The organism is Brevundimonas sp. NPDC092305, from assembly GCF_044755415.1.
In the GTDB taxonomy this organism is placed as follows: domain Bacteria; phylum Pseudomonadota; class Alphaproteobacteria; order Caulobacterales; family Caulobacteraceae; genus Brevundimonas.
In genome coordinates, this window is sequence record NZ_JBIVQY010000002.1 from 47,792 (window position 1) to 73,162 (window position 25,371).

The window sequence follows — 25,371 nt, forward strand, 5'->3', positions numbered from 1 at the left end:
AAAGACGGAGGGCCCGGTCGATCCGACCGGGCCCTTTTTCTTGCCTAATCCTGCGGCGGATCCGCGGGCATCAGATCCCCAAACGGCGCCGCATCCTCCAGCGCCCGGACGAACGACGGTCGCGCCAGCAGCCGCCCGTGCCACGCCCTCAGTCTCGGCCGGTCGCCGAACGGGACCAGCCGCCGCGCATAGGTCACCAGCGGCGCAGCGCAGCAGTCGGCGAGCGTGAAGGTCTCGCCCGCCCCCCACGTCCGGCCATCGGCCAGACGCGCCTCGATCATGTCCCAGGCCGTTTCCAGCTCCTTCTCGTCGAGCTCGATCGCCGTCGGGTTCGGCGTTCCCGCCCGGCCAAGCCGGTTGAAGACGATCCGGTTCATGTTGCCGCCGACATAGGTGTCCAGCACCCGATCCATGAACCGCGCCTCCAGCGCCTCATCCGGATCGTTCGGTATCAGCCGCCCGCCGCCAGCCAGCCGGTCCAGATATTCGATGACGATGCTGGACTCGATGATCGTCCGGCCCGCGTCCGTGTCGATCAGCACCGGCATCTTGGCGAAGGGCGACACCTCCGCGAACCCGGCCATCCGCTCCGCGTCGCCGTCCACCAGCTTCAGCTCGAACGGCAGGCCCAGTTCATAGAGGGCCGTCGCCGCCTTCTGGCCATAGCCGGAATAGGGATGCGACCACAGGATCAGGGACATCAGACGGTCTCCTTCCGACCAATGACCAGATGGGTCGCCCGCTCGCCGGCCATGCTCTCACGGATATCATAGCCCAGGGCGAGCAGATCCAGCCCGGCCCAGAGCGGTTCTCCACGCCCCAGCAGCACCGGCGACACGGCGATATGCATCTCGTCGATCAGGCCGGCCGTCAGATACTGCCGGATCGTCTCCGCGCCGCCGCCGATGCGGATATCGAGATCGCCCGCCGCCGCCCGCGCGCGCTCAAGGGCGGCCTCGATCCCCTCCGTGACGAAGTGAAAGACTGTCCCGCCCTTCATCTCGAACGACGGCCGCGCATGGTGGGTCAGGATGAAGACGGGGCAGCGATAGGGCGGCTCCTCGCCCCACCAGCCCTTCCACTTGTCATCCTCAGGCCACGGGCCGCGAGAGTGCGCGAACATGTTGCGCCCGAGAATCCATGCGCCCAGCCCGGCCATGCCGCGCCTGGCGAAATCGTCATCGACGCCGGTCTCGCCCTGCCCCGCCCCGTACATCGACTGGAAGGTGGCGGTCGGGAAGAACCAGCGATGCATGCCCTCTCCGCCGACACCCAGCGGCGTTTCCAGACTTTGGTCCGGACCCGCGCCGAAACCATCGGCCGAGACCGCATAGCTCGAGACACGCACCTTGCCAGCCATTCATCGCTCCCATCGCTATGACGTCAGAAAGGCGTTCGTCCGCCGTCTTGGCAAGCCCTCGTTAAGCGATGCGGCGCACCCTCGGGGAAAAGCGTTGGGAGTGACGCCATGTCGACCATCCAGACCAACACCTACCGGCGCTCGCGCGACCACTTCGAGCCGCAGGATCTGGACCCGCAGGAGCAGCGCCGCCTGCGCGGCCTGCTGGAGCAGATCGACTATTCGGCGTTCGGCGCGAACCGCGAGGTGCTGGGCCAGATGCTGCCGGGGCTCGAGCCCCAGCACTTTCAGCGGCTGGCCATCCTGACGGCGACGGCGCGCGGCAAATGGGTGGCCGAGGCCCTGCGCCTGTCGGAATCCGGCTCGCCGTCCACACCCGACCAGATCGCGAGACTGACGGCGTCGCGGGCGGCGTACGAGGAACTGGCCGAAGCCTACGAAGGCCTGCGCCGGATGATCGAGCGCGGCTACGTCACCTTGAAGTCGACCTGACTTTTCCGTCTACCTTCGCGGGAGAGGGGGTCTAGTTCAGCGGCTGAGGGCGGGTTGTGACCGGCGCGTCCGGGTCCACGCTCGGGCGTTCGGCCGCAGTTGGCGGCGGACCTGAGGGCGTGGTCTGCGCAGGCGTCTCGACCAGCGGGACCGTTACGATGGCCGGGGCTGGCGGAGGTGCGCTGGCGGCTGCGGGAGCGGGCGAAGTCGTCCGGGGCCGTGACGAAGCCGCTGTCGGCCGGGCGACGGGCGGCGTCGGCCGGGACGGCGCGGGCGTAACCGCCGGCGCCGCCGCTGCGGGTGCGGCAGCCGTGGGAGCGGTAACTTCAACGACCGGAGCCGCCGCCGCCGGCGCATCAACGATGGCGACCGGATCGCTTGCCGGTGCGATGGCGGGACTATCGGCGGCAGGCGGCGTCGAGCGCGACAGCATGAAGCCGCCGACCGCCATCAGGGCCACAACAGCCACCGCACCGCCGACATAGAGCGGCAACCGGTTGGGCGCCCGGCGACGGGCCGACGCTGCGACCAGTGTGGGGCTGACCATCGGCGCAGCCGGTTCGGGCTCAACCTGGGTCAAGCCGGGCGCCGCGACCACTTCGGGTTCGACGGGCGCTTCGACCGGGGTTTCCAGCGCCGGTTCAGTCACAGGAGCGGCGGCCGCCTTACGACTCTTCCGCTTCGTCCGGGGCGCTTCGATGATCACATCGTCGAGCACCGAAACCTCATCGGCAAGGGGCTGGGGCGCAGGCTGCGAGGGCGCTTGCGGAATCATCGAGCCGCTGAAGATGCTGCTGGCGGGCCGGGTGGTCAGCGGGGCCTCGCGCGGCGGTTCCGGCAGAGGCGGCAGCCGTTCGCCCTTCGGCAAAGGCCCGGCGCGGAAGGTCTGCTGCGGCGGACGACCCCAGACGACCTGGCGACGCCAGGGCTCGGGCTGTCCGTTGATCTTGCGGTCGGTGTCGGTCATCGGGCCTGCGAACTCGGGAACTCTCGGAGCGATCCATCACCCTGCGGACCGAACCGGCCCTTTTCGTGACGGTCTAGTTCTTCAGCCGATAGCCGGTCTGGAACATCCGGAATACGACCGCCAGACAAACGGCGAAGAAGCCCAGCGTGGCCGCCAGACTGGTCCCGATCCCCACGTCCGACGTCCCGTAGAAGGCCCAGCGGAAACCCGAGATCAGATAGACCACCGGGTTGAAGTGGGTGATCGTCCGCCACGGCTCGGGCAGCATGTGGATCGAGTAGAAGGATCCGCCGAGGAAGGTCAGCGGCGTCACCACCAGCATGGGGATGAACTGCAGCTGTTCGAAACTCTGCGCCCAGATGCCGATGATGAAGCCGAACAGGCTGAAGGTCGTCGAGATCAGGATCAGGAACAGCAACATCTCGACCGGATGCAGGATCTGGAGCGGCACGAAGAAGGCCGCCGTCGCGAGGATGATGAGCCCCAGCACCGCCGACTTGGTCGCCGCCGCCCCGACGTAGGCGATCACGATCTCCAGCGGCGACACGGGCGCCGACAGCAGCTCATAGATCGTGCCGGTGAACTTGGGAAAATAGATGCCGAACGAGGCGTTGAAGATCGACTGGGTGAACAGGCTCAGCATGATCAGGCCGGGCACGATGAAGGCGCCGTAGGGGACGCCGTCGATCTCGGTCATCCGGCTGCCGATGGCCGAGCCGAAGACGACGAAATACAGCGCCGTGGTGATCACCGGCGTAACGATCGACTGCCAGACCGTGCGCAGGGCGCGGGCCATTTCGAACTTGTAGATGGCCCAGACGCCATGACCGTTGAACGTCATCAGGCCGCCTCCGCCTTGGATGTGTGGACCAGGCCCACGAAGATGTCTTCCAGCGAGCTTTGCCGCGTCGACAGGTCCTTGAACCCGATCCCGGTCGCCTCCAGCCGCCGCAGCAGGCCCGGCACGCCGGTGTCCTCGGCATTTGCGTCGAAGACGTACTCCAGTTCGTGTCCCTCGCCCTTCAGCTCGACCTTCCAGTCAGCCAGTTCCGGCGGCACGGTCGTCAGCACGTCCTGCAGCTGAAGCGTCAGGGTCTTCTTGCCCAGCTTCTTCATCAGGGCGGTCTTTTCCTCGACCAGGATCAGCTCGCCCTTCAGGATCACGCCCACCCGGTCGGCCATCTCCTCGGCCTCCTCGATGTAGTGGGTGGTCAGGATGATGGTCACGCCGCTCTCGCGCAGCCGACGAACCAGCTCCCACATGTCGCGACGCAGCTCGACGTCCACGCCCGCCGTCGGCTCGTCGAGGAACAGGATGTCCGGCTCATGCGACAGGGCCTTGGCGATCATCACCCGGCGCTTCATCCCGCCGGACAGGGTCATGATCTTGGCGTCCTTCTTGTCCCACAGGCTCAGCTCGCGCAGCACCTTCTCGATGTGCGCCGGATTGGGCGCCTTGCCGAACAGGCCGCGGCTCAGGGTCACCGTCGCCCAGACCGTCTCGAAGGCGTCGGTCGTCAGTTCCTGCGGCACCAGACCGATGGCCGTGCGCGCCTTGCGGTAGTCCTTCCGGATGTCGAACCCGTCCGCCAGAACCGTGCCGGTCGACGGCGTGACGATGCCGCAGACGATAGAGATCAGCGTCGTCTTGCCCGCCCCGTTCGGGCCCAGCAGGGCGAAGATCTCGCCCTTGCCGATCTCGAGATCCACGGTCTTCAGGGCCTGCAGCCCGGACTTGTAGGTCTTCGACAGACCCTTGATCTCGATCACCGGCCGCATGCGCAGAACTCCCGTTCGGTCGAGCAGATATGCGGCCGGGCGTCGCACCTCAACCCCGGCGCGACGAAGCGGAGCCATAATTCGGCTCAGGTGTTTGTCGCCGGGTGACCAACGCCTTCGCTTTCCTGCGCAGCCGCCTCCGGAACCTGCCGTCCCTTCATCGCCGCGCGCCGTTGTGGGCGCGGCTGGTCGAGGTGGCGGCGCGCGTCGGCTATGGCGCGAGAGGGTTCGTCTACCTGTCCGTTGGCGTGCTCACACTTCTGGCCGCCGCCAATCTCGCCGGCGACGCCGTCGGGCCTACCGGCGCCATCGCATGGCTTGCGCAGCAGCCCCTGGGGCGGGTCTGGTTGTTCCTGCTCGGGCTTGGCCTGCTCGCCTTCGTCCAGTGGCGGATGCTGCAGGCGGTGTTCGACGCCGATCACGAAGGTCGGACCTGGGACGGGATCAGCACCCGCGCGTCCCAGTTCTTCAGCGGTCTGGGCTACGCCTTTCTCGCCTTCAGCGCCTTCAGCCTGCTGGTCCACACACCGGCGGACCCCGAGGCCACCGAGATCGCCGCCAGTCACGAAAACGCGTCGCGACTTCTGAACCTGCCCGCCGGAAACTGGCTGCTGACCGGCGTCGGCCTGTGCATCCTCGGCGTCGGGATCGCCAACATCGTCAGGGCCTGGCGCGAGGACTTCACCGCCTTCCTCGCCTGCTCAGAAAACCTTTGCCGCCGCGTCGCGCCGCTTGCCCGCGCCGGATACATGGCGCGCGGCTTCGCCTATCTGCCGCTGGCGATTCTGGTCGTCCTGGCCGGGTGGCACGCAGAGCCGTCCGACGTCACCAGCTTCGGCGCTGCGCTGGAGACGGTCGAGCGTCAGCCGGCGGGTCCATGGATCCTGTCCATCGCCGCGCTCGGCTTCATCGCGTTCGGGACCTTCTCCTTCATCGAGGGGCGTTTCCGCCGCATCCGGCCCCCGCGCGAGCTCAAGCCTCTGGCCTGATCGGCATCCGGACGGAACCGCTGGCGTAGCTACGGTATTGCAGCACCGGAGACCGCCATGATCCGCACCCTTCTCGCCGCCTCGCTCGCGCTTTCGATGGCCGCCTGCGCCACTGGCCCTTCCCCCGATCAGATTAGAGCGCCGCAGCCGGCCAAGGCCGTCGACCTCGATCGATTCTATACCGGGCGCTGGCTTGAGATCGCGCGGCTGCCCATGAGCATGACCGACGGCTGCGTCGCCGGCGCCAGCGCCTACACCCTGACCGCCCCCACCCGCGTCGACGTCCGCGACACCTGTCAGGTCGGTACGCCGGACGGCCGGGAGAAAGCGATCAGTGGACGCGGCGAGATCATGGACCCCGGAACAAACGCCAAGATGCGCGTCCGCTACTTCTGGGGCTTCGTTGTCTGGGATTACTGGGTGCTGGACCACGCCGACGACTACAGCTGGTTCATCTCCGCCGATCCGACGTTCGAAAAACTGTGGATTTACGCTCGCGAGGTGCCTTCCGCGAGAGAGCGCGAAGCCCTGATCGGCCGCGTTCGGTCGCTTGGATACGATCCCACCCGCCTTGAGTTTCCAGCATTCTGATAAAGCGAAAGCCCCGGCGGATCGCTCCGCCGGGGCTTTGTCTTTGGGCTCGGCCAAATCAGTTCAGCGGCTGAACCTGAATGGTAGGGGTGCGCGGCGCGGCGGCCGGGGCGGTCGTCGGCGCGGTGTTCAGCGATGACGCCGTGGGCGACGCCGGGGCGACATAAGGCTGTGGACCGGTCGGGGCCGCCGGAGTTTCGACGCGGGCGGCCGGGGCTGGCGCCGGGGTCGGAGCCGCGCGACGGGCCGGGGCCGGCGTGGCGCGGCGAACCGGCTCGCTGGTCCGGGCGACGGGCGCAGGAGCGGGGCTCGGCTGCGGTGCAGCCTCGACCGGGGCCGGGGTGGCCGCCGAGGTGAGGGGTGCGGAGGCCAAGTCGGTCGGGGCAGGCGTGGCCGGCAGGACCGGCGCGGTGGCGGCCGGTTCGACCAGGGCGGGCTCGGCGACCTCGTCACCGCCGCCCATCAGCATGGCGGCGGCGCCGCCCAGCACGACGACGGCACCGATCGGGGCGAGAATCATCCACGTCTTCACGCCGCCCTTCTTCTTCGAGGCGGTACGGCCACGGCGGGCATAGACGGGAACAAAGGTTTCTTCAGCAACCGGTTCTACCCGGTCTTCAGTATAGGTCACGGACATCTGTCAGCTCCTCCAAATCAGTGGAGAGCAAACCCGCCCGTGAAACAGCGGTTCCACGGGAAACCCGAATGCCGCGAAGAAACACCTTTGCGGCCATAACTGTGGCGCTTCGGCGGAAAGACTTCGGCTAACCTCAGAAGGTAGTCAGTTCCGAGATCGACAGCACCGCCGGCTTGGTGTCGCCGCTGGAGTAGGTGCCGATCCAGATGTCGTACTGACCGGACGCTGAGCGCAGGGTCAGGGCCGGGTTGGTTTCGTCGCCGGAATCGTCGTCGCAGTACCACTCGCCATTCGGTCCGTTGACCACCAGCGTTGTGTCGCTGTTCGAAACCACCGACAACTTCAGATCCAGCGAGCCTTTGCCGCCCCAGTTCAGGCGGAAGTCCGGCGGGTTGGTGATGTAGCCCGAGCAGCTGGCCCCGCTGATGTTCGAGGCGTTGATGTCGCCGCCGGCTCGCAGGCTGACCAGATGCGGATCAGGCTGAAAACCCGGCGACAGGTCGATCGAGCCGTAGTTCGGCTCGGCGCTGATGTCCTGGGCCGCGGCGGGCGCGGCGATGGCGGCGAGCGCCAGCGCGCTGGCGACGGCGAGAATGGTCTTCATGGTTTGGCCCCTTCGGCGTCAGCGAACCCCACGTCGCCAACCACCGTTCGGGAATAAAGCGCGCCTGCCCGTCTGACCGCAAGAGCCGTCTGGCCTGATGGAAAGTGACGTCGCGTCACCGCCGCTTCGGCGCCACGCCTCCACGCAAACGCCGAACGGGCCCCTAAAAATCGTCCCGGGTCTTTACGTCCGGTTGACCCGGCGCAGGGCCTTGTTCATCACCGAACTCTTGGGAGGCGGCAAACGGAGACGAGACGATCATGGGCCTGATCGCCAACATCCGACGGGACCTGCGGTTCGCCGGCAGCCTGCGTCGCCTGCTCAAGCGCATCAAGCCGATCGACATGGACAGCCCCGTGCTGGTCTGTGACGACTGGGAAGAGGCCGCCGACCGCTTCGCCGATCACATCGCCATCGAGGACGACCGGCGCCCGCTGACCTATCGCGAGCTCGACGCCATGGCCAACCGGTTCGGCCACTGGGCCCAGAGCCGTCGGCTGAAACGCGGCGACACCGTCGCCTTGGTCATGCTGAACCGCGCCGAATATCTCGCCGCCTGGCTGGGCTTCTCCAAGGTCGGCGTGGCTGCGGCCCTGATCAACACCAACCTGACCGGCCACGCGCTGGCCCACTCCCTGACCATCTCGAACGCCTCGCAGGTCGTGGTGGACGAGGACTGCTGGCGCAAGGTCGAGGACGCCCGGCCGCTGGTGACGCGCAATCTGATGCTGTGGGTTCTGGGGCTGGCCGACGCCGACGAGGCCGACGACCGGCGGGGATTGGACAAGCCGATGCGCAGCGGGTCTTCGGTTCGTCCCGCGCGATCCGCCCGCATGGGCCTGACCAACCGCGACACCGCCCTCTACATCTACACCTCGGGCACCACCGGCCTTCCCAAGGCGGCGAAGATCACCCACGCCCGGGCCCGCACCTATATGCGCGCTTTCGCCGGCATGACGGCGGCGACTGACAAGGATGTGACCTTCAACGTCCTGCCGCTCTACCACTCGACCGGCGGCCTCGTCGGCATCGGTCCGGCGCTGCTGAACGGCGGCAAGCTGGTGCTGAGAAAGCGCTTCTCGGCCTCGACCTTCTGGGGCGACGTGAAGAGTTCGGGCGCGACCCTGTTTGTCTACATCGGCGAGCTGTGCCGCTATCTGGTCAACTGCCCCGAGCATGCCGACGAGCGCGCGCACAAGCTGCGTCTCGCCTTTGGCAACGGCTTGCGGCCCGACGTCTGGACCGACTTCCAGCAGCGCTTCCGCATCCCCAACATCCTTGAGTTCTACGGCTCCACCGAGGGCAACGTCTCGGTCTTCAACTTCGACGGCAAACCGGGCGCCATCGGCCGCGTGCCGGCCTTCCTGAAGAAGCAGGTCAACTTCCGCCTAGTGCGCTTCGACATCGACACGGAACTGCCGGTGCGCGGCTCCGACGGACTGTGCCAGCCGGCCAAGGCAGGCGAGGTCGGGGAGGCCATCGGGCAGATCGGCGACGACACCCGACACGCCTTCTCGGGCTACGCCGACAAGGCCGCATCGGAGAAGAAAATCCTTCGTGACGTCTTCGTACGCGGCGACCGCTGGTTCCGGACCGGTGATCTGATGAAGCAGGACAGCGAGGGCTATATCTATTTCATCGACCGGATCGGCGACACCTACCGCTGGAAGGGCGAGAACGTCTCCACCGCCGAGGTCGAACAACGGCTGGCCGATGCGCCGGGCGTGAAGGAAGTCATCGCCTATGGCGTCCCAGTGCCGGGACACGAGGGCAAGGCCGGCATGGTCGCCCTGGTGATCGACGGCCGGTTCTCGGCAAAGGCCTTCGCCGAATGGGTCGAGCAGGAGCTGCCCTCCTACGCCCGCCCCGCCTTCGTCCGTCTGATCAAATCCGCTGAAACCACCGGGACGTTCAAATACCGCAAGGTCGATCTGGTCGCCGACGGCTTCGATCCCGACAAGGTCGACGGTCCGCTGTACGTTCGGGGCGGCAAGAGCGGCTACACCAAGCTCAGCGAAGCGGCGCGCGAAGCCATTCTCAGCGGTGAAACGCGGCTCTGAGAGCGGCGATTTCGCAACCGCCCCTTAATGATTAACGGCGATAACCGGCGTCTCATCCCGACGCAGGCGAACCGCATTCCATGTTCCAGATCATCGGCATCGTCCTGCTGTTCGGCATGGTGTTCGGCAGCTATCTGCTGGCGGGCGGCAAGATGGCGGTCATCCTGCACTCCTTGCCGTTCGAGCTGATGGGCATCGGCGGCTCGGGTATTGCAGCCTTCATCATCGCCAACTCTATGGGAACCATAAAGGCCACCCTGGGCGGGTTCGGCCGCATCTTCGGCGGCAACAAGTGGAAGAAGCAAGACTACAAGGACCTGCTGTCGCTGCTGTTCCTGCTGACCAAGACGATGAAATCCAAGGGCGTGATCGCGCTGGAAAGCCACATCGAGAAGCCGGCCGAGAGCACCATCTTCCAGAAGTACCCGAAGGTGCTGAAGGACCACTTCGCCGTCGATTTCATCTGCGACACCCTGCGCATGATGACCATGAACCTCGAGGATCCTCACCAGATCGAGGACGCCATGGAAAAGCAGCTGGAGAAGCACCACCACGAGGCCCAGGCCGGCGCCCATGCGCTGCAGAACCTCGCCGACGCCCTTCCCGCGCTCGGCATCGTCATCGCCGTGCTGGGCGTGATCAAGACCATGGGCTCGATCACAGAGCCGCCGGAAGTTCTGGGCGGCATGATCGGCGGGGCCCTCGTCGGCACCTTCCTCGGCGTGTTCCTCGCCTATGGCATGATCGGCCCGTTCGCCACGCGCCTGAAGGACATCATCGAAAGCGACGGCGCCTATTACAAGATCATCCAGTCGGTGCTGGTCGCCCACCTGCACGGCAACGCAGCCCAGATCTCGGTCGAGATCGGACGCGGCGACATCCCCACCAGCGCCCAGCCGTCCTTTACCGAGATGGAAGAAGCCCTGTCGGCTGCGCCGACCGAGGCCTGACTCCCGGAACGTTGATCTTTATCAGGGGTTAGCCCTCCACCGACCGCCCCGCGGTCACGCTATGGAGGACTGAAGTGACCCCACGCATTCTGGCTATTGCGACAGCAAGCGTCGCCGCCTTGACCCTCGCCGCCTGCAACCGTCCGGCTGAAGAGCCAACGACTCCGATGTCGGAAGACGCGGTCGACGCCGCATCCTCGGCTGAGCCGACGACAGGCTCTGCGCCTGCCGCTTCCGGCGCAATGGCCGCAGGCGAAAGCAGCAACTCCGGTTCGACAGCCTCAGGCGAATCCATGTCCGGCGCCGGCTCGGCGTCCGCCGGTTCGTCGATGAGCAGCGCGCCGACGGTCAACAGCGACATTCCCGCCGACGCGCCCTCGCGCAACACGCGTGAAACCGCCGCTGCGGCGGGCTCCGCCAACCCGGGGCAGCCCGCGCCCTACGCCTATTCGCCGACCAACCCGGCCGTGCAGGCCAAGAAATAGGGGTCACGGACGCGGCATGAGGCTGCACACATGGCTTCACGAACGCGTGAGGAATTCACTTGCGCTTCCTTTCACGCGGGCGTTACCTCCCCGTGTGGGGCGTAAGACCCCGCAACATATCCTTGGGAAGGAAATACTCATGCGCATCGTTGCTCTGATCGCCGCCTCGGCCGCCGCTCTGGCCCTCGCCGCCTGCCAACCCGCTGCTGAAGACAAGGCTGCTGAAGCCGCCGGTGAAGCCACCGCCGCCGCCGACACCGCCCAGGACGCCGCCGCTACGGCCGCGACCGCCGCTGGCGACGCGACCGCCGCTGCCGGCGACGCCACGGCCGCCGCCGCCGCGACCCCGGCTCCGGCCGAAGGCGCCGCCATGGCTCCGGCTCCGGCCGCCGAAGAGAAGGCCGCTCACTAAGCGATCTCGACATCGAACGGTCCCTGACCGTTCCGGAAAGGGCCGTCCGAAAGGGCGGCCCTTTTTTCGTATCCCGATTTCACTTGCCGGTCCGCCTGTCCGGCCGGTACTCGAACCGAAGTCACATCACGGAGATACCCATGCGCCGTCTCGCCCTCGTGCTGTCCACCACCGCCGTTCTGGCGCTCATCGGCTGCAACAAGCCCGCTGAACACGCCGAGGAGCCGCATGGCGAGGAAGTCGCCGCCAGCGCCGTCGCTGATCCCAACGAAGCCACGGTGACCATGGATCAAGCCGCCGCCGACGCGGCCGCAGCGGCCGCAGCGGTCCAGTCCACGGAAGCCCAGCCGGAAGCGCCGGTTGCTGAGGCTGCCGATGCGCAGGCCGTGCCCTCTGCGCCTGCCGCTCCGCCTGCGGCGCCCGCCCACTGACCGACGACAGATCCCCCCGGCTGCTCTGGGCCGACGACGGCGCGCCTCGCTCGGGCCGCTTCGATGACGTCTATTTCTCCAGGGAGGACGGGCTGGCGGAAACGCGAGCCGTCTTTCTCGAGGGTTGCGGTCTCCCGGAAGCATGGGCCGGCCGCTCCCGCTTCGTCGTCGCAGAGCTGGGGTTCGGCACCGGCCTGAACATCGCCGCCCTGCTGGACCTCTGGCGACGCACCCGACCGCGCGGCGGACGTCTGCATGTTTTCTCGATCGAGGGCTTTCCGCTGTCCCGCGAGGACGCCGCCCGCGCCCTGTCCGCCTGGCCAGAGCTGGCTGACGCGGCCAAGGCCCTGCTCGACGCATGGCCGCCCGCCGCCCCGGGCTTCCATCGGCTCGACCTACCCGGCTTCGACGCGACGCTCGATCTCGCCATCGGGGACGTCGAGTGGGCGCTGGGCCAGTGGTCCGGACGCGCCGACGCCTGGTTCCTCGACGGCTTCGCCCCGTCGACCAACCCCGGCATGTGGTCGGAGACGGTCTTCCAGCGGATCGCGGCCCTCAGCGCACCCGGAGCACGGGTCGCCACCTTCACCGTCGCGGGCGCTGTCCGGCGCGGTCTGGCCGCCCAAGGGTTCAACATCGAGAAACGCCCGGGCCACGGCCGCAAGCGCGAGCGGCTCGAGGCCCGGCTGCCGACCGAGCCCGCGCCCGAAGTCCGACCCTTGGTCGCTGTCATCGGCGCGGGCATAGCCGGCGCCGCTCTCGCCCGGGCCTTCACCCGGCTCGGCGTGGGTGTGACGGTGATTGAGGCCGATGGCCCGGGTGCGGGCGCGTCCGGCTTTCCCGCCGCCCTCGTCACACCGCGGTTCGATCTCGGCGATGCGGATATCGCCGGCCTGTTCGCCGCCGCGCTCGAACGCGCCGGATCGCTCTACGCGGCCACGCCCGACGCGGTTGTTCATCAGGGCGTTCTCCAGCTCGAACACTCAGCGCGTGACGGCGCCCGCTTCCCCCGTCTCGCCGAACAGGATCTCTGGCCCGAAAGTGCGATGACGGCCGTTTCCGCTGGAGAAGCCTCCGCCCGGCTCGGTGAGCCGGTCCGTCGCGCGGGCCTGATGATGAACACCGCGCTGGCGATCCGCCCGGAGGCCGTTCTCAACGTCTGGCTCGACGGCAGCGCACGCCTCCGCGCTCACGTGGCCAGGATCGACCGGGTTGATGACCGCTTCCGGCTCGTCGACCCGAGCGGCGAGATGATCCTTGAGGCCGACGCCGTTATCCTCGCCGCCGGCCACGGTTCGACGGCGTTGTGTGACGCGCAGCTCGGCGCTGTCCGCGGGCAGGCGGACTGGGTGGAAGGTGCAACCGTCGCTCCCGTCGCCTGGGGCGGCTATGCGGTTCCTACCGGGGAGGGCTTCCTGTTCGGCGCCACCCACGACCGGGATGATGTCTCGACCGAGGCCCGCGCTGACGACACCGCCCGCAATCGCGCGACGCTGGCCGCCGCCCTGCCGGCCCTCGCCGAGACGATCGCGGACCTGCCCGTCCAGTCCCGCGCAGCCGTCCGCGCCACGACCCGCGACCGTCTTCCGCTCGCCGGGGCAATCCCCGGCCATCCGGGCCTGTTCATCCTTGGCGGTCTGGGCTCGCGGGGCTTCTGCGCCGCCCCCTTGCTGGCCGAGCATGTGGCCGCGCTCGTGGCGGTTGCGCCGTCGCCCATCACCGCTGCACAGGCCGCGCTAGTCGATCCTGCTCGTTTCCAGTCTTGCGCCGAACCGGAAGTTGGCTGAAGCTGTGCAGGACGGGGGCGTCAGGAGACCACCATGCGCACCATGACTCTCGCCACAGCCGCCATCGCCAGCCTCGCCGCCGGCTGTGCGCCGACCGCCGACACTCCCGCCGTCCAGACCGCCGCGTCGGAGCGTCAGTGCTTCAACGTCGACTTCATCCGCAACTTCCGCCAGTCGCCGCCGAGCATCGTCTACGTCCGCGCAGGCCGGGACGACGTGTTTCAGCTGAACGCCAGCGGCGGCTGCTTCGATCTGGATTACGCCAACAGCCTGGCCATCACGCCAGACATCGGCGCTGTGGGCGGCAGCCGCCTGTGCACCGGCGACTGGGCGCGGATCGCTGTGCCGGGCCGCCCGGACGTGCCCAACGTCTGCCGCGCCCGCATCGAGAAGAAGCTGACGGCCGAGGAAATCGCGGCCCTGCCGTCTCGCGAGAGACCCTAACCCTTCTGGGCGTAGCCGAGCCGCTGGTTCAGCTTCTCGATCATGTCCACGGCCGTGTCGGCGATCGTCGAACCGGGCGGATAGACCGCGGCCGCGCCCATTTCGAGCAGCGGCTGGATGTCTGACGGCGGGATCACCCCGCCGACGACGATCATGATATCCGGCCGTCCCAGCCGCTCCAGCTCGGCCTTCAATTCGGGGACGAGCGTCAGATGGCCCGCCGCAAGAGATGAGGCTCCGACCACGTGCATGCCCTTGTCGACCGCATCCCGCGCCGCCTCGGCCGGCGTCTGGAACAGGCTGCCCGCCGTGACGTCGAACCCCAGATCGCCATAGCCGGTGGCCACGACCTTCTGGCCCCGGTCGTGCCCGTCCTGACCCAGTTTGGCGATCAGCACGCGCGGCGGCCCGCCGTCGTTCTCGATGAAGGTCGCCACCATGTCGCGGGCGCGGGCGAAACGGGCGTCCTTGCCGGCCTCCTTCGCATAGACGCCGGACACGGTCTTGACCGTGGCCACGTGTCGGCCGAACGCCGCTTCCAGCGCGTCCGAGATCTCGCCCACGGTCGCCTTGGCCCGCGCGGCCTGCACCGCCAGCTCCAGCAGGTTGGCGTTCCCGCGCGCGCCGTTGGTCAGGGCCTCCAGCGCCGCATCGGTCGCCGCCTGATCCCGCTCGGCCCGCAGCCGCTGCAACTTCTCGATCTGCCGGGCGCGAACCTCGGCGTTGTCGACCTTCAGCATCGGAATGTCGTCGACGACGGGATTGGGATAGCTGTTCACGCCGACTACAGTCTGCTGGCCGGTGTCGATCCGCGCCTGGGTCTTCGCCGCCGACTCCTCGATTCTCAGCTTGGGAATGCCGGCCTCGATGGCCTTCGCCATCCCGCCGAGTGTCTCCACTTCCACCATGTGGGCGCGTGCGCGTTCGGCCAGTTCGTGGGTAAGTCGCTCGACGTAGTAGCTGCCGCCCCACGGATCGATGACCCGGGTCAGGCCGGTCTCCTGCTGCAGCAGGATCTGGGTGTTGCGCGCGATCCGGGCCGAGAAGTCGGTCGGCAGGGCCAGCGCCTCATCCAGGGCATTGGTGTGCAGGCTCTGCGTCTGCCCGCCCGCCGCCGCCATGGCCTCGACCATCGTCCGCGACACGTTGTTGAACACATCCTGCGCCGCCAGCGACCAGCCCGAGGTCTGACAGTGCGCCCGCAGGCTCAGCGACTTGGGATCGACGCCACCCTCACGTCGCACGGCCTCGGCCCACAGCAGGCGGCCGGCGCGCATCTTGGCCACCTCCATGAAGTAGTTCATGCCGATGGCCCAGAAGAAGCTCAGGCGCGGCGCGAACCGGTCGATCGACATCCCCGCCGCCTTGCCCGCACGCAGGTATTCGATCCCGTCCGCCAGCGTGTAGGCCAGCTCGATGTCCGCCGACGCCCCCGCCTCCTGCATGTGATAGCCGGAGATGGAGATGGAGTTGAACTTCGGCGCCTCCTGCGCTGTCCAGGCGAAGATGTCCGCGATGATCCGCATCGAGGGCCCGGGCGGATAGATGTAGGTGTTGCGGACCATGAACTCCTTGAGGATGTCGTTCTGGATGGTCCCGGTCAGGGCTGCGTGCGGGACGCCCTGCTCCTCGGCTGCGACGACGTAGAGCGCCAGGATCGGCAGCACCGCGCCATTCATCGTCATCGACACCGACATCTGGTTCAGCGGAATGCCGTCGAACAGGGTCCGCATGTCGTAGATGCTGTCGATGGCCACGCCGGCCATACCGACGTCGCCCTTCACCCGCGGGTGGTCGCTGTCGTACCCCCGGTGCGTCGCCAGATCGAAGGCGATCGACAGGCCCTTCTGACCCGCCGCTAGATTTCGCCGATAGAAGGCGTTGGACTCTTCGGCCGTAGAGAAGCCCGCGTACTGGCGGATCGTCCACGGATTGCCGGCGTACATCGTCGGATAGGGGCCGCGGTGGAACGGCGCGATGCCCGGCAGGCCGTTGATGAAGTCCAACCCGTCCAGCGCCGAGGCGTCATAGGCGGTCTGCACCGTCAGACCTTCGGGCGTCAGCCACGGCTCGCGCATCGGCCCTGTGCCGGTCGAGCCGAAGTCGGGGGCGATCTTCGAGAAGTCGGGAAAGCCCATCATGCCTCTCCCGCTTCAAAATCCGCGGCCCAGCGAATGGGCGTCAGCGGCTCGCAGACGTCTCCGCCCCCGGCGGTCACCGTCTCCACCTCCACGTCGGTGTGGGTAGATCGGGGTTCGGGATCGACGAATTTGGTCACCCCGACCAGATGTACAGTCCCCGCCGCCAGCGCATGCTCGCGCGCCTGACGCGCCCGGCCGATGCGGGGCTGGATCAGGCCGCCGCGCAGGGCGTCCAGTATCCCGCCCTCGGCCTCGATGATGCGAAACTCCTCCCAGCCGGCCTCGGCCAGTTCGCGCGTCCGCTGATCCAGATACCAGCTGCCCGCCGCCGGATCGTCGACCCGGCCCAGACTGGCCTCTTCCATCAGCACCAGCTGGGTGTTGCGCGCCTGCCGTCGGGCGAAGGCGTCCGGCGTGCCCTCGGCCCGGGTAAAGCCCTCCAGCACCACCGCGTCCGCGCCCCCGACGGCGCCTGCGAACCCGGCCGCCGTCAGCCTCAGCAGGTTCGGCCACGGGTCGCGCGCCGCCAGCATCCGCCGCGACGATCGGGCCTCGATCACCGCCGGGACCCCGACCCCGAACGCCCGCGAGATCGATCGCCACATCAGCCGCAGCGCCCGGACCTTGGCCAGCCCGTCGAAATATTCCTGATCCACCGCCACGCCCAACACCGTGCCGCGCAGGGCCTGCTCGACGCTCATCCCGGCCCCCACGGCCGCCTTGATCAGGGCGACGGCGTTGGCCGCCGCGAAGGCCAGCTCCTGTCCGATCGACCCGCCGGCTTCGTGCGCGACCCGGCCCGAGGCGAGAAAGAATCTTGCGTCCGGATAGGCTCCCGCATGCCGCGCCGCCGTGTTGGCCGCCAGCATCAGGTGCTCTTCCATCGACCGGGGCGCCGCGCCTGACGCTGCGAAGGCCGACACGGGGTCCATGTGGAACAGCAGCTTCGCGCGCGGCGACCCTTTCGCCGCCACCGCCAGCGCATTGGCCGCGTCCGGTCCCTCCAGCCCGGCGTCCAGCGCCACGGCCGCCAGTTCCAGCGCCACGCCTTCCAGAGCTTGGGCCAGCGGTTCGCTGTCCTTCAGGATCGCGCCCCTCAGGACAACCGAAGCCGCGCCGCCTTCCAGTTCGGTCAGGACCTCCGCATTGACGACCGCCGGGCTGTCGCCCTCGATAGTCGCCCGCAAATCCCACGCCCGGCCTTCCGCCTCCGAAGGCCGCGGCGCGAACAGGGGCTCGACGCCTGTGGCGGCGGCGTACAGTGGCCGCACCGCCAGACCGTCCGCATCCAGATGGACCAGACTCTCCAGCGGACGGTCTTTCAGCGCCTTCTCGGCGAGCGCTCGCCAGTCTGCGGGCGAAGGCGTGGGAAAGGTCTCGGACATGCGCTTCCCATGCCCCGCCCGCGTGCATCGGTCCAGAGGTCGGTGGTTTCGTCACCGTCGGGGTTGCGAATGGCGAAGCCGCTTCCGACATCCGCTCCATCGCAAGCTCAGGAGCCCTCCGATGGCCGACCTCTCCGCCTTCCCGATCACCCGCCGCTGGCCTGCGCAGCATCCGGACCGGCTGCAGCTCTACTCCCTGCCGACTCCCAACGGCGTGAAGGTGTCGATCATGCTGGAGGAACTGGGCCTGCCCTATGAGCCTCACCTGATCGACATCACGAAGAACGAGACCTGGGGACCGGAATATCTGTCACTGAATCCGAACGGAAAAATCCCCGCCATCATCGATCCCGATGGTCCCGGCGGCCAGCCTCTGGCCCTGTGGGAATCCGGCGCCATTCTCGTCTATCTCGCCGACAAGACCGGCCGTTTCCTGTCGACCGATCCGGCCCTGCGGTACGAGACCCTGCAGTGGGTCTTCTTCCAGATGGCGGCGATCGGCCCGATGTTCGGCCAGCTGGGCTTCTTCCATAAATTCGCGGGCCGGGAATACGAGGACAAGCGTCCGCGCGACCGATATGCGGCCGAGTCCCGCCGCCTGCTGGGCGTGCTGAACGACCGCTTGGCCGAGCGCGACTGGCTGGTTGGGCCGGGCCGGGGCGACTATTCGATCGCTGACATCGCCAGCCTCGGCTGGGTGCGGAATCTGGTCGGCTTCTACGAGGCCGGGGACATCGTCGGCTTCAAGGACTTTCCGCACGTCGCGGCCTGGCTTGAACGCGGTCTCGCCCGCCCTGCGGTCCAGCGTGGTCTCGACAGTCCGAAGCGCGACTAACCAGCCGCCGACTGCTTCAGGACAGCTCCGGATCGCCCTTCAGCGCCGCCAGCACCCGCCGGGTGTAGTTCGGCCCCACCGCGATCATGTGCCCGTTCTGAAGCAGCACGGCGATCAGACCCTTGCCCAGCCTCTGGATCTCGGTCACCGCCGCCGGATTGACGAAGGCCGACCGGTGCACGCGGATCGCATGCCGGGGATCCAGTCGCGCCTCCAGCCGCCCCATCGTCTCGCGCAGGATCAGGCTGCGCGCGGCGGTATGCAGCATGACGTAGTCACGCGCGGCCTCGACCCAGATCAGCGACGCTACCGGCACCCGCGTCGCGCCCCGCGCGCCCGGCACCCACAGCTCGCTCTCGTACCGTTTGGGCGTCTCCGGGTCCGGACGGCCGTCGTTCCTCAGGGCATGGACGACGGTCTCCAGCTCCTCGATCCGCGCGCCGGCCTCGCGCGCCTCGCGCCGCTTGCGCGCTCGATCCACGGCCAGCCGCAAGCGATCGAACCGGATCGGCTTGAGCAGATAGTCCGCCGCATCGATGTCGAAAGCACTGGGCGCATATTTGTCGTAGGCGGTGACGAAGACGACCTCGGGCGCGCCCTCGTCGGTCAGGCTGCGCGCCACCTCGATGCCGTCCCGCGCCGGCATCTTGACGTCGAGGATGACCAGATCCGGCCGTAGCTCCGCGATCCTTTCGACGGCTTCATCACCGTCCTGCGCGGTGCCGACGATGATCGTGTCAGGGATTTCGCGAAACCCGACCTCAAGGCGCGTCAGCGCCAGCGGTTCGTCGTCCACCAGAAGAACTCGCAATGTCATTCCCCGCGCCTCCCTTCCGCCCCAGGCGGTCGGCTGAGCGGCAGACGGGCCGCCGCGCCATATTCGTTCCGGTTCGATGTGTTCTGTACGGCCGCCGCCTCGCCATAGACCGCCTTGAGCCTTGACCGCGCCTGCGACAGCTCGGGGCGCGGCGGACCGGCGGGCTCTTCGCCTTCCGAGCGGGTCTCGACCGACAGCTTGATCATATCGTCTTTCTCGGCGACCACGCTAATGCGCACCACGACAGGGCGGACAGGCGGCGACATCGCATGTTCCACGGCCTGTTCCGCGAGCGGCTGAAGCAGGAAGGTCGGCACGATCGCTTCCCGAAGGGTGTCGGCGCACACGATCTCGGCTTTTAGCCTCCCGTCAAACCGCTGACTCTCGATGTCCAGATAGGCCCCGACCGCCCGAAGTTCCTCGGTCAGCGTGACCCGCTCTTCCTGACTAGCGCCCAAGGATGCGCGCAGGAAATCGGACAGCCGGTTCACCATCCGCTCGGCTTCCGCATTCCGGTTGGTCAGCACAAGGCTGGAAATGGCGTTCAGGCTATTGAACAGAAAGTGCGGGCTCAGCTGCAGGCGGATGGTTTCCAGCCGCGCCTGCTTGGCCGCCGCAAGCGCCTCGGACTTGTTCAGCTCCAAACGCCGCATACGCCAGTTGAGCCGGTTCATCGTCACCAGCGCCATGACGCCAGCATGAATCCAGATCAGGTACACGAGCGCGTGCATCAACAAGTAGATATACGGCGGTCGGATCAGCTCCCCGTTGTCGCCCATGAACATAATGCCCGGGGCTTCCGGATCGAATGTCACGCGGATTTTTTCGTACAGAGCGACGTCGAAGGCAGCGTTGAGCAGGCCCACCAGCAGGACCGCAGCGCACAGCAAAAGCACACGCAAAGCGCGGTTGCCGATCTTCTCGCTTAGCCGCGAGGCCACCACGGAAATCGGCGTCAGAAGGAAGCCCGCGAGCGCCACCAGGACGACCCCGGCATAGTCCCACCACGGCAACGGCTCAGGCGCACCGATTGCCGGAGCGAGCGCCACGGGGGTCGTCAGCGCCCACACTGCGGCGGCCATCAGGCAGGTCTGACGTGTGTCAGGCTCACAAAGAGCCTTGAAAAGCCGCATCGGCAGTCACCAGGGTCGCGCGTTGAGAACCTGTCATAAGGCTCATCAGACCGCCACGCGTCCTTGTTCGTCGACGAACTGACGACATTGGTCGCAGAACCGGGGTTGCTCAGCCCTCGGTGACCGGCGTGTCCATGATATAGCCGACCGACCGCACCGTCCGGATAATGTCGAACCCCGCGCCGTCCGAGCCCAGCTTTCGTCGCAGACGGAAGACGCTGACCAGCACGCTGCGCTCGTTCCGCGCCCGGTTGTGCGACGAGGACGACAGGATCTCGTCCCGGGTGAGCACCCGCCCGAGATTGCGCATGAACAGGTTCAGCAGGTCGAACTCCGCCGTCGACAGGACCGTGCGAACGCCGTCCTCGCGCCGCAGCTCCCGCGTGATGCGATCGAGCTGCCAGTTCGCGAACCGGACGGTGTTGGGGTTCGGGGCCGTGCGGGAGACCCGAGCCCGCCGCCGGGTCAGGGCCCGCACCTTGGCCAACAGCTCGCGCTCGCCGCAGACCGGCGAGGCCCAGTCGTCCGCCCCCAGTTCCAGGGCGAGGATACGGTCCGTCTCGTCGTCCCGCTCGGCCATCACGAGGATCGGGGCCATGCGAAGCGCCGCCAGTTGATGACAGGCGGTGAAATCCACATGGCCGCCCGGCAGGGTTTCCATGATGATCAGATCGATGTCGTCGCGATCAGGGTTCAGATCGGCCTCGGCCAGACTGACCGCCCGCCGGACATCGAAACCGGCGGTCCGGACCACGGCTTCCAGACGACGGTCGCCCGCGCCCGCGCCGATGAAAAGCGTGGTTCCGGCGACCTCGCCGACGTCCCGGCCGGAGGCTTTCACGGCCGGCGAACAGGTCTTCGTCTGAAAGGTATCGAACATGATCCTCATCCCCGCGGGACGTTTCGAACCCGACGAAAACCGGTCGAAATCATTTCCCCTGGATTTCAGAAGAGCATCACCCGCGTACGACATCAGCCGCCCTGAGACGGAGAGGTTTGTCCCTGCGACAAGCTCTCCCGGCGCCGGCGAAACCAGCCATTTGCGCGACGAAGACGCCAGCGGCGCAATGTACTGCCCGGCATCAGGGTTTCAGAGAACGAATTCCGCCGTCACGAGATAGTCGAAGCCATACACCCCGCTGGAGGCATTGGCGGCCATCAGCACATCCATTCCAAGATGAAAGGTTGCGGTTCCAAACAGGCCAAGCGGCTGGAGGTCGAAGCTGATGGACGACGCATCCGCCGGCGCCGAACCGCTGCGGTAACTCGCGCCCGATAGCGTCCCCATCCGGAACCGCGTGATGCTGGCTGGCCCCGCCCCGGTAACCGGCGTGATGGTTATCCTGACGTGCCGCAGGGCGCAGAGTCCCGAAATATTCAGCAGGCCACAGCTCACTGTCACCGTCGGCGTGGTGACCCCGGCGTTCGACAACCGGATTGCGTTTCCGGACACACGCGTCACCGCCCCGGCTGTCGAGATGGAAAAGGTCGTCGCGCTGGAGCCCCGGATCGTGGTCCCCAGCGTGGGCGCTGTGGCGGGCGACCGGCTGACCTGCAACTGCGCCCGTGCGGCGCCCGGCGCGGCGGTTACGGCCAGCAGTACGGCGGCGAGAAAGGCGAGCAGCAGCCTCATGCCCGCAGCCTACACCCCTATGGTTGTCGCTCTGTGAACTTTGTTCGACCTTCGACCGTGGTCCATTCAATCGCCGACCGGCGACCGTCCGAACGCCCGGATCAGATCGGCGAGATCCTGTTCATCCACCGACCGGGCCGCCTCTTCCGGCGTCATCCAGCGGCGCTCGCGCTGGTTCATCTCTCGCCAGGCGCCCAGCTGGACGAACACCAGCAGCGGATACACCGCCACTACACAGAGCTGATCGACCTTGTCGACGAACCGTTTGGCGTAACGGAAGGAGCCTATCGGCCGCTGTGAGATGGCGCCCTGAACCCCGGCCTCCTCCACCGCCTCTTCGGCCGCCGCTTCAGGATCGGTGCGACCCGCCATCCGGCCGCCCTTGGGAATCACCCAGCGACGAGTCTCGCGCGAGGTAATCAGAAGAATGCGACGCTCGCCGTCCTGCAGTCGCCACGGCAGGGCGGCGACCTGACGATTGGCCGAGCGACCGGAACGTTTGACGGTCATGTCAGGCGCAAAAGCCGACGACCGGCAGCGACCGCCTCCGTGTCCGGTTGATCAGGATGGCGGCGTGCGGATCGAACAGCTTGAAGACGCCATCGTCCTTGGGCAGCAGCGACTGAAACCCGTTCAGCATCGTCATCCGTCCGATCGTAACAATCGTTCAGCGCACTGACGGTTTAAGGGGTTCCGGTCAAGGTGCTCCGGCTCACACGGGCGTGTTTGACGGTGCGGTCATACGACGAGAGCAGAGAGCTTTTATGCGCGATCGCATCCAAGGCGGCGATTTGGATTCCGTCTTCGCAGGATCGCGCCCGTGGTCGAGTCCGCCCGGGCGACCGATAAACACTGGATATGTCAGGGAAGATGGTGGACGCGACAGGGATTGAACCTGTGACCCCTACGATGTCAACGTAGTGCTCTCCCGCTGAGCTACGCGTCCGCCTTGACGGCCCGGAAACGAAAGCCCCCGGGCGGGAAGGCGCGGTCTATAACCCTGTAGGGTCCGCCGCCGCAAGAGGGAATACGCTCAGGTCGCTGGTGAAGACGGCTCACCCGCTGCGCTCAAGCAGCGAGCGACCGCGTCGCGTGCGTTGGCGCCCAAAGCGATCAAGCCGCCACCATCCGCTCCACCTCGCCGACGAGGTCGCGCAGGTGGATGGGCTTGGCCAGCACCTTGGCCTGCGGGCTGGCCTGCGCGGCGGACAGCGCGACTGCGGCGAAACCGGTAATGAACATGATGCGGATGCCCGGCTGACGGGCGGCGGCGACGCGGGCCACCTCGATCCCGTCGGCGCCCGGCATGACGATGTCGGTCAGCAGCAGATCCCACGGGCCGAGATCCAGGGCGTCGATCGCGTCGTCGCCATTCTCGCACTCGACCACCGAGTGGCCGGCCCGCTCCAGCGCCCGTGTCAGGAAGCCGCGCAGGGAGTGATCGTCTTCGGCAAGAAGGATACGCGCCATGAGTCTCTTTGGAATCCGCCCCGGTGTCGCAGGGAATCTAGGCGTCCAATGGTGAATTCGCGATGAAAACGCGTCGGCTCCCTGACCTTCTGACCCAAGGACCTGTGGACGGAAGGCGGAAACCCGCTATGCGGGGCTGATGATGGCCGGGGACGAAACGGAAAACGACGAGGCGACCTTTGCGGTCGTGCCGGCGAGCACGCCCGGTCCCTTTGTTTTCGCCTCGCCTCACTCGGGCGACCTTTACCCCGCGGACATGGACGCCGACCCCGACCTGCCCACTGCCAGCCTGCGCAGCGCCGAGGATGCGCTGGTCGACCGGCTGATCGCGTCCGGACCCGACCTTGGCGCGCCGCTGGTGATTGGCCGGGTCGGCCGCGCCTATCTGGATCTCAACCGCGGCCCCGCAGACCTCGACCCCTCCCTGATAGGGGGGCTGGACACGCCAGCGAGCGCCCGGGCCCAGGCCGGCTATGGCGTCATTCCACGGCTGTCCGGCGACGGCCGCGCCCTCTACGCCCGCCGGATGGATCAGGCCGAGGCTCGGCGAAGGATCGAGACCGTGCATGCGCCGTATCACGCGGCGCTGGCCGAACGCCTGCAGGACGCTCGCCGGCTCCATGGCCGGGCCGTGCTGGTCGACTGGCATTCCATGCCATCGCAAGCCGCCGGCGGGGCGCGGGGCGTCGATGTGGTTCTGGGCGACAGGCATGGCGGTGCGTGCGACGCCCGGATCGTCAGGCGACTGCGAACACTGTTTGAATTTCTGGGCTGGCGGGTCGCGCTGAACCAGCCCTACGCCGGCGGCTGGACGACCGAGCGCTGGGGCCGACCGGACGAGGGCTTTCACGCCATCCAGATTGAACTGAGCCGGGCGCTCTATTTCGATGAGTCCGCCCGCGTTCCGGGTCCGGGCTGGTCCCGCTGCCTCAGGGGCGTCGAGCGCGTCATCGCCGACCTGCTCGCCGCCCCGGCCTGAGGCAAAAAAAAAGCCGCGCCCGAAGGCGCGGCATGAAAAGTCTATAGGGAGGAAACGCCCAGGAAGGGCATGACGCCGCGAGGCGTCGAAAATCAAGCTAGTGTGCGGTGCACAAACCGTCAACCGGTTATTTCGCACCTGCGTTCACGCAATGTAACCGAATACAGGCCGCTTTGAGGCACGTAGACACCGGTTACCGTAGAATAATTTTTCCCCAACCGTGCGCATATGCGAACAAGCGAGGCCTTAAGGCGGCCCCATGGGTTCAGGATTCCAGCAAACGCCGCGCGGACCGCAAGGCGCGCGCCGCCGGCGAGCCCGCCTGACGCCAGACCAGCAGACAGAATGACAGGGTCACCCCGATCGCCAGCCACAAAGGTCCGAACAGCCAGGCCGCCGACGCCAGCGCGAAATAGTATCCCCGCACCCCTTGGCTGAAGGCGTTCAGCGCCGGGTTCAGCAGATTGGTCGCCGCGTCGCCCAAGGCAACCCGGTCCGACTCCGTATGGATCTCCGGCGCCGCCCCGATCAACGCCAGCGAATAGTTGAGCTGACGGATCGACCAGATGAAATCCAGAAACCCGCGGGCCAGACACAGGACCACGAGCGCCAGCTTGGCCTCCAGCAACGGTGTCGGCTCCGCCTCGGCGCCGAGTGCAGCCACGCCTCTCAGCGCGTCGCCCCCACCAAACAGCACCCCCGCCACCGCCGCGATCAACAGCAGGTTGGTCGAGGCGAAGAAACTGGCGGAGTTGATCGAATGGCCCAGAAGCTGGCTGTCGACCAGCCGGATTTCCCGATGCGTCATCGCCGTCATCCAGACCCGTCGGATCACCGCCATGTCGTCGTTCAGCGTTCCGCTCTTCTTAGCCAGCACGCCAAGCAGCGGCCCGTAGCCCAGCCAGCACACCAGAAACAGGCCGAGGGCCAGATAGTCGAACAGGGTCATTTCCGCCTCGTCTGGAGCCGTGTGAAGTGGTGACGCGTTCG

General features: G+C 67.3%; 29 protein-coding genes and 1 tRNA gene. 12 read left to right on the plus strand and 18 right to left on the minus strand.

From position 1 onward, the window contains the following. Nucleotides 1-44 precede the first annotated feature (44 nt). Nucleotides 45-701, minus strand: coding sequence for a glutathione S-transferase family protein (locus ACIQC9_RS10740; protein WP_400615579.1), 657 nt, complete (start codon nt 699-701; stop codon nt 45-47). Further along, a complete protein-coding gene (locus tag ACIQC9_RS10745; protein ID WP_400615581.1) occupies nt 701-1,360 on the minus strand; it encodes a dihydrofolate reductase family protein in 660 nt (219 codons plus the stop codon). The genes ACIQC9_RS10740 and ACIQC9_RS10745 overlap by 1 nt, the downstream gene beginning before the upstream one ends. 108 nt (nt 1,361-1,468) lie before the next feature. Between ACIQC9_RS10745 and ACIQC9_RS10750 the strand changes: the two genes are divergently transcribed. Further along, nucleotides 1,469-1,852: a hypothetical protein gene (locus tag ACIQC9_RS10750; RefSeq protein ID WP_400615583.1), complete on the plus strand. Its 384-nt coding sequence runs from the start codon at nt 1,469-1,471 to the stop codon at nt 1,850-1,852. A 31-nt stretch (nt 1,853-1,883) separates the two neighbouring features. Here ACIQC9_RS10750 and ACIQC9_RS10755 read toward each other — a convergent pair whose 3' ends face one another. The 3 genes from ACIQC9_RS10755 to ACIQC9_RS10765 all read right to left on the minus strand — a co-directional run bounded on the left by ACIQC9_RS10755 (nt 1,884) and on the right by ACIQC9_RS10765 (nt 4,598). Next, nucleotides 1,884-2,819, minus strand: coding sequence for a hypothetical protein (locus tag ACIQC9_RS10755; protein ID WP_400615585.1), 936 nt, complete (start codon nt 2,817-2,819; stop codon nt 1,884-1,886). A gap of 73 nt (nt 2,820-2,892) precedes the next feature. Further along, entirely contained in the window at nt 2,893-3,660 is a 768-nt protein-coding gene (locus tag ACIQC9_RS10760) for an ABC transporter permease (protein ID WP_400615587.1), read from the minus strand. After that, nucleotides 3,660-4,598 carry an ABC transporter ATP-binding protein gene (locus tag ACIQC9_RS10765; RefSeq protein WP_400615589.1) on the minus strand — a complete coding sequence of 313 codons (939 nt, stop codon included), beginning with the start codon at nt 4,596-4,598 and terminating at the stop codon, nt 3,660-3,662. The genes ACIQC9_RS10760 and ACIQC9_RS10765 overlap by 1 nt, the downstream gene beginning before the upstream one ends. A gap of 104 nt (nt 4,599-4,702) precedes the next feature. On the opposite strand from ACIQC9_RS10765, the gene ACIQC9_RS10770 reads away from it, so the two are divergent. Next, nucleotides 4,703-5,587 carry a DUF1206 domain-containing protein gene (locus ACIQC9_RS10770; protein WP_400615592.1) on the plus strand — a complete coding sequence of 295 codons (885 nt, stop codon included), beginning with the start codon at nt 4,703-4,705 and terminating at the stop codon, nt 5,585-5,587. 57 nt (nt 5,588-5,644) lie between these two features. After that, nucleotides 5,645-6,178 (plus strand): lipocalin family protein, encoded by a 534-nt coding sequence (locus ACIQC9_RS10775; RefSeq protein ID WP_400615594.1) that lies wholly within the window; start codon nt 5,645-5,647, stop codon nt 6,176-6,178. 58 nt (nt 6,179-6,236) lie between these two features. On the opposite strand, the gene ACIQC9_RS10780 is transcribed toward ACIQC9_RS10775, so the two are convergent. Continuing rightward, entirely contained in the window at nt 6,237-6,815 is a 579-nt protein-coding gene (locus tag ACIQC9_RS10780) for a hypothetical protein (protein WP_400615597.1), read from the minus strand. 133 nt (nt 6,816-6,948) lie between these two features. After that, complete coding sequence (locus ACIQC9_RS10785) at nt 6,949-7,419, minus strand: peptidase S1 (protein ID WP_400615600.1); 471 nt, start codon at nt 7,417-7,419, stop codon at nt 6,949-6,951. Between the two features lie 260 nt (nt 7,420-7,679). On the opposite strand from ACIQC9_RS10785, the gene ACIQC9_RS10790 reads away from it, so the two are divergent. The 7 genes from ACIQC9_RS10790 (at nt 7,680) to ACIQC9_RS10820 (ending at nt 13,988) form a co-directional block, all read left to right on the plus strand. After that, nucleotides 7,680-9,479, plus strand: a complete 1,800-nt coding sequence (locus ACIQC9_RS10790; RefSeq protein ID WP_400615602.1) for a long-chain-acyl-CoA synthetase — start codon at nt 7,680-7,682, stop codon at nt 9,477-9,479. Between the two features lie 80 nt (nt 9,480-9,559). Then, nucleotides 9,560-10,429 (plus strand): flagellar motor stator protein MotA, encoded by an 870-nt coding sequence (gene motA, locus ACIQC9_RS10795; RefSeq protein WP_400615605.1) that lies wholly within the window; start codon nt 9,560-9,562, stop codon nt 10,427-10,429. 74 nt (nt 10,430-10,503) lie between these two features. Next, entirely contained in the window at nt 10,504-10,914 is a 411-nt protein-coding gene (locus tag ACIQC9_RS10800; RefSeq protein WP_400615607.1) for a hypothetical protein, read from the plus strand. A gap of 139 nt (nt 10,915-11,053) precedes the next feature. Beyond that, on the plus strand, nt 11,054-11,326 hold the full coding sequence (locus tag ACIQC9_RS10805) for a hypothetical protein (protein WP_400615609.1): 273 nt from the start codon (nt 11,054-11,056) through the stop codon (nt 11,324-11,326). 140 nt (nt 11,327-11,466) lie between these two features. Continuing rightward, on the plus strand, nt 11,467-11,757 hold the full coding sequence (locus ACIQC9_RS10810) for a hypothetical protein (RefSeq protein ID WP_400615611.1): 291 nt from the start codon (nt 11,467-11,469) through the stop codon (nt 11,755-11,757). 20 nt (nt 11,758-11,777) lie between these two features. Beyond that, complete coding sequence (gene mnmD / locus ACIQC9_RS10815) at nt 11,778-13,544, plus strand: tRNA (5-methylaminomethyl-2-thiouridine)(34)-methyltransferase MnmD (protein WP_400617331.1); 1,767 nt, start codon at nt 11,778-11,780, stop codon at nt 13,542-13,544. A gap of 33 nt (nt 13,545-13,577) precedes the next feature. Next, the gene (locus ACIQC9_RS10820; RefSeq protein WP_400615613.1) at nt 13,578-13,988 is read left to right on the plus strand and encodes a DUF6491 family protein; all 411 of its coding nucleotides are present in this window, start codon (nt 13,578-13,580) and stop codon (nt 13,986-13,988) included. On the opposite strand, the gene scpA is transcribed toward ACIQC9_RS10820, so the two are convergent. Further along, complete coding sequence (scpA, locus tag ACIQC9_RS10825) at nt 13,985-16,129, minus strand: methylmalonyl-CoA mutase (protein WP_400615615.1); 2,145 nt, start codon at nt 16,127-16,129, stop codon at nt 13,985-13,987. The two genes, ACIQC9_RS10820 and scpA, sit on opposite strands and share 4 nt — an antisense overlap. Then, complete coding sequence (locus ACIQC9_RS10830; RefSeq protein WP_400615618.1) at nt 16,126-17,514, minus strand: methylmalonyl-CoA mutase family protein; 1,389 nt, start codon at nt 17,512-17,514, stop codon at nt 16,126-16,128. The genes scpA and ACIQC9_RS10830 overlap by 4 nt, the downstream gene beginning before the upstream one ends. 121 nt (nt 17,515-17,635) lie before the next feature. Here ACIQC9_RS10830 and ACIQC9_RS10835 point away from each other — a divergent pair, with 121 nt between their 5' ends. Continuing rightward, the gene (locus ACIQC9_RS10835; RefSeq protein WP_400615621.1) at nt 17,636-18,349 is read left to right on the plus strand and encodes a glutathione S-transferase N-terminal domain-containing protein; all 714 of its coding nucleotides are present in this window, start codon (nt 17,636-17,638) and stop codon (nt 18,347-18,349) included. 16 nt (nt 18,350-18,365) lie between these two features. On the opposite strand, the gene ACIQC9_RS10840 is transcribed toward ACIQC9_RS10835, so the two are convergent. From ACIQC9_RS10840 to cpdR, 8 genes are all read right to left on the minus strand, one after another. Beyond that, nucleotides 18,366-19,166 carry a LytR/AlgR family response regulator transcription factor gene (locus ACIQC9_RS10840; protein ID WP_400615623.1) on the minus strand — a complete coding sequence of 267 codons (801 nt, stop codon included), beginning with the start codon at nt 19,164-19,166 and terminating at the stop codon, nt 18,366-18,368. Further along, nucleotides 19,163-20,248 carry a sensor histidine kinase gene (locus ACIQC9_RS10845; RefSeq protein WP_400615625.1) on the minus strand — a complete coding sequence of 362 codons (1,086 nt, stop codon included), beginning with the start codon at nt 20,246-20,248 and terminating at the stop codon, nt 19,163-19,165. The genes ACIQC9_RS10840 and ACIQC9_RS10845 overlap by 4 nt, the downstream gene beginning before the upstream one ends. 160 nt (nt 20,249-20,408) lie before the next feature. Then, nucleotides 20,409-21,179, minus strand: coding sequence for a response regulator transcription factor (locus ACIQC9_RS10850; RefSeq protein WP_400615627.1), 771 nt, complete (start codon nt 21,177-21,179; stop codon nt 20,409-20,411). A 210-nt stretch (nt 21,180-21,389) separates the two neighbouring features. Further along, nucleotides 21,390-21,932, minus strand: coding sequence for a hypothetical protein (locus ACIQC9_RS10855; RefSeq protein WP_400615629.1), 543 nt, complete (start codon nt 21,930-21,932; stop codon nt 21,390-21,392). A gap of 66 nt (nt 21,933-21,998) precedes the next feature. Continuing rightward, nucleotides 21,999-22,442 (minus strand): NUDIX hydrolase, encoded by a 444-nt coding sequence (locus ACIQC9_RS10860; protein ID WP_400615632.1) that lies wholly within the window; start codon nt 22,440-22,442, stop codon nt 21,999-22,001. 1 nt (nt 22,443) lies between these two features. Further along, nucleotides 22,444-22,578 carry a hypothetical protein gene (locus tag ACIQC9_RS10865; protein WP_400615633.1) on the minus strand — a complete coding sequence of 45 codons (135 nt, stop codon included), beginning with the start codon at nt 22,576-22,578 and terminating at the stop codon, nt 22,444-22,446. A gap of 225 nt (nt 22,579-22,803) precedes the next feature. After that, nucleotides 22,804-22,878, minus strand: a tRNA-Val gene (locus ACIQC9_RS10870). 167 nt (nt 22,879-23,045) lie between these two features. After that, nucleotides 23,046-23,402 (minus strand): cell cycle two-component system response regulator CpdR, encoded by a 357-nt coding sequence (gene cpdR, locus ACIQC9_RS10875; protein WP_400615635.1) that lies wholly within the window; start codon nt 23,400-23,402, stop codon nt 23,046-23,048. Nucleotides 23,403-23,544: 142 nt separating this feature from the next. Between cpdR and ACIQC9_RS10880 the strand changes: the two genes are divergently transcribed. Beyond that, complete coding sequence (locus ACIQC9_RS10880; RefSeq protein WP_400615637.1) at nt 23,545-24,381, plus strand: N-formylglutamate amidohydrolase; 837 nt, start codon at nt 23,545-23,547, stop codon at nt 24,379-24,381. A gap of 265 nt (nt 24,382-24,646) precedes the next feature. Here the strand turns inward: ACIQC9_RS10880 and ACIQC9_RS10885 are convergent, their stop codons facing one another. Next, on the minus strand, nt 24,647-25,330 hold the full coding sequence (locus tag ACIQC9_RS10885; RefSeq protein WP_400615639.1) for a DUF599 domain-containing protein: 684 nt from the start codon (nt 25,328-25,330) through the stop codon (nt 24,647-24,649). Nucleotides 25,331-25,371: the final 41 nt, after the last annotated feature.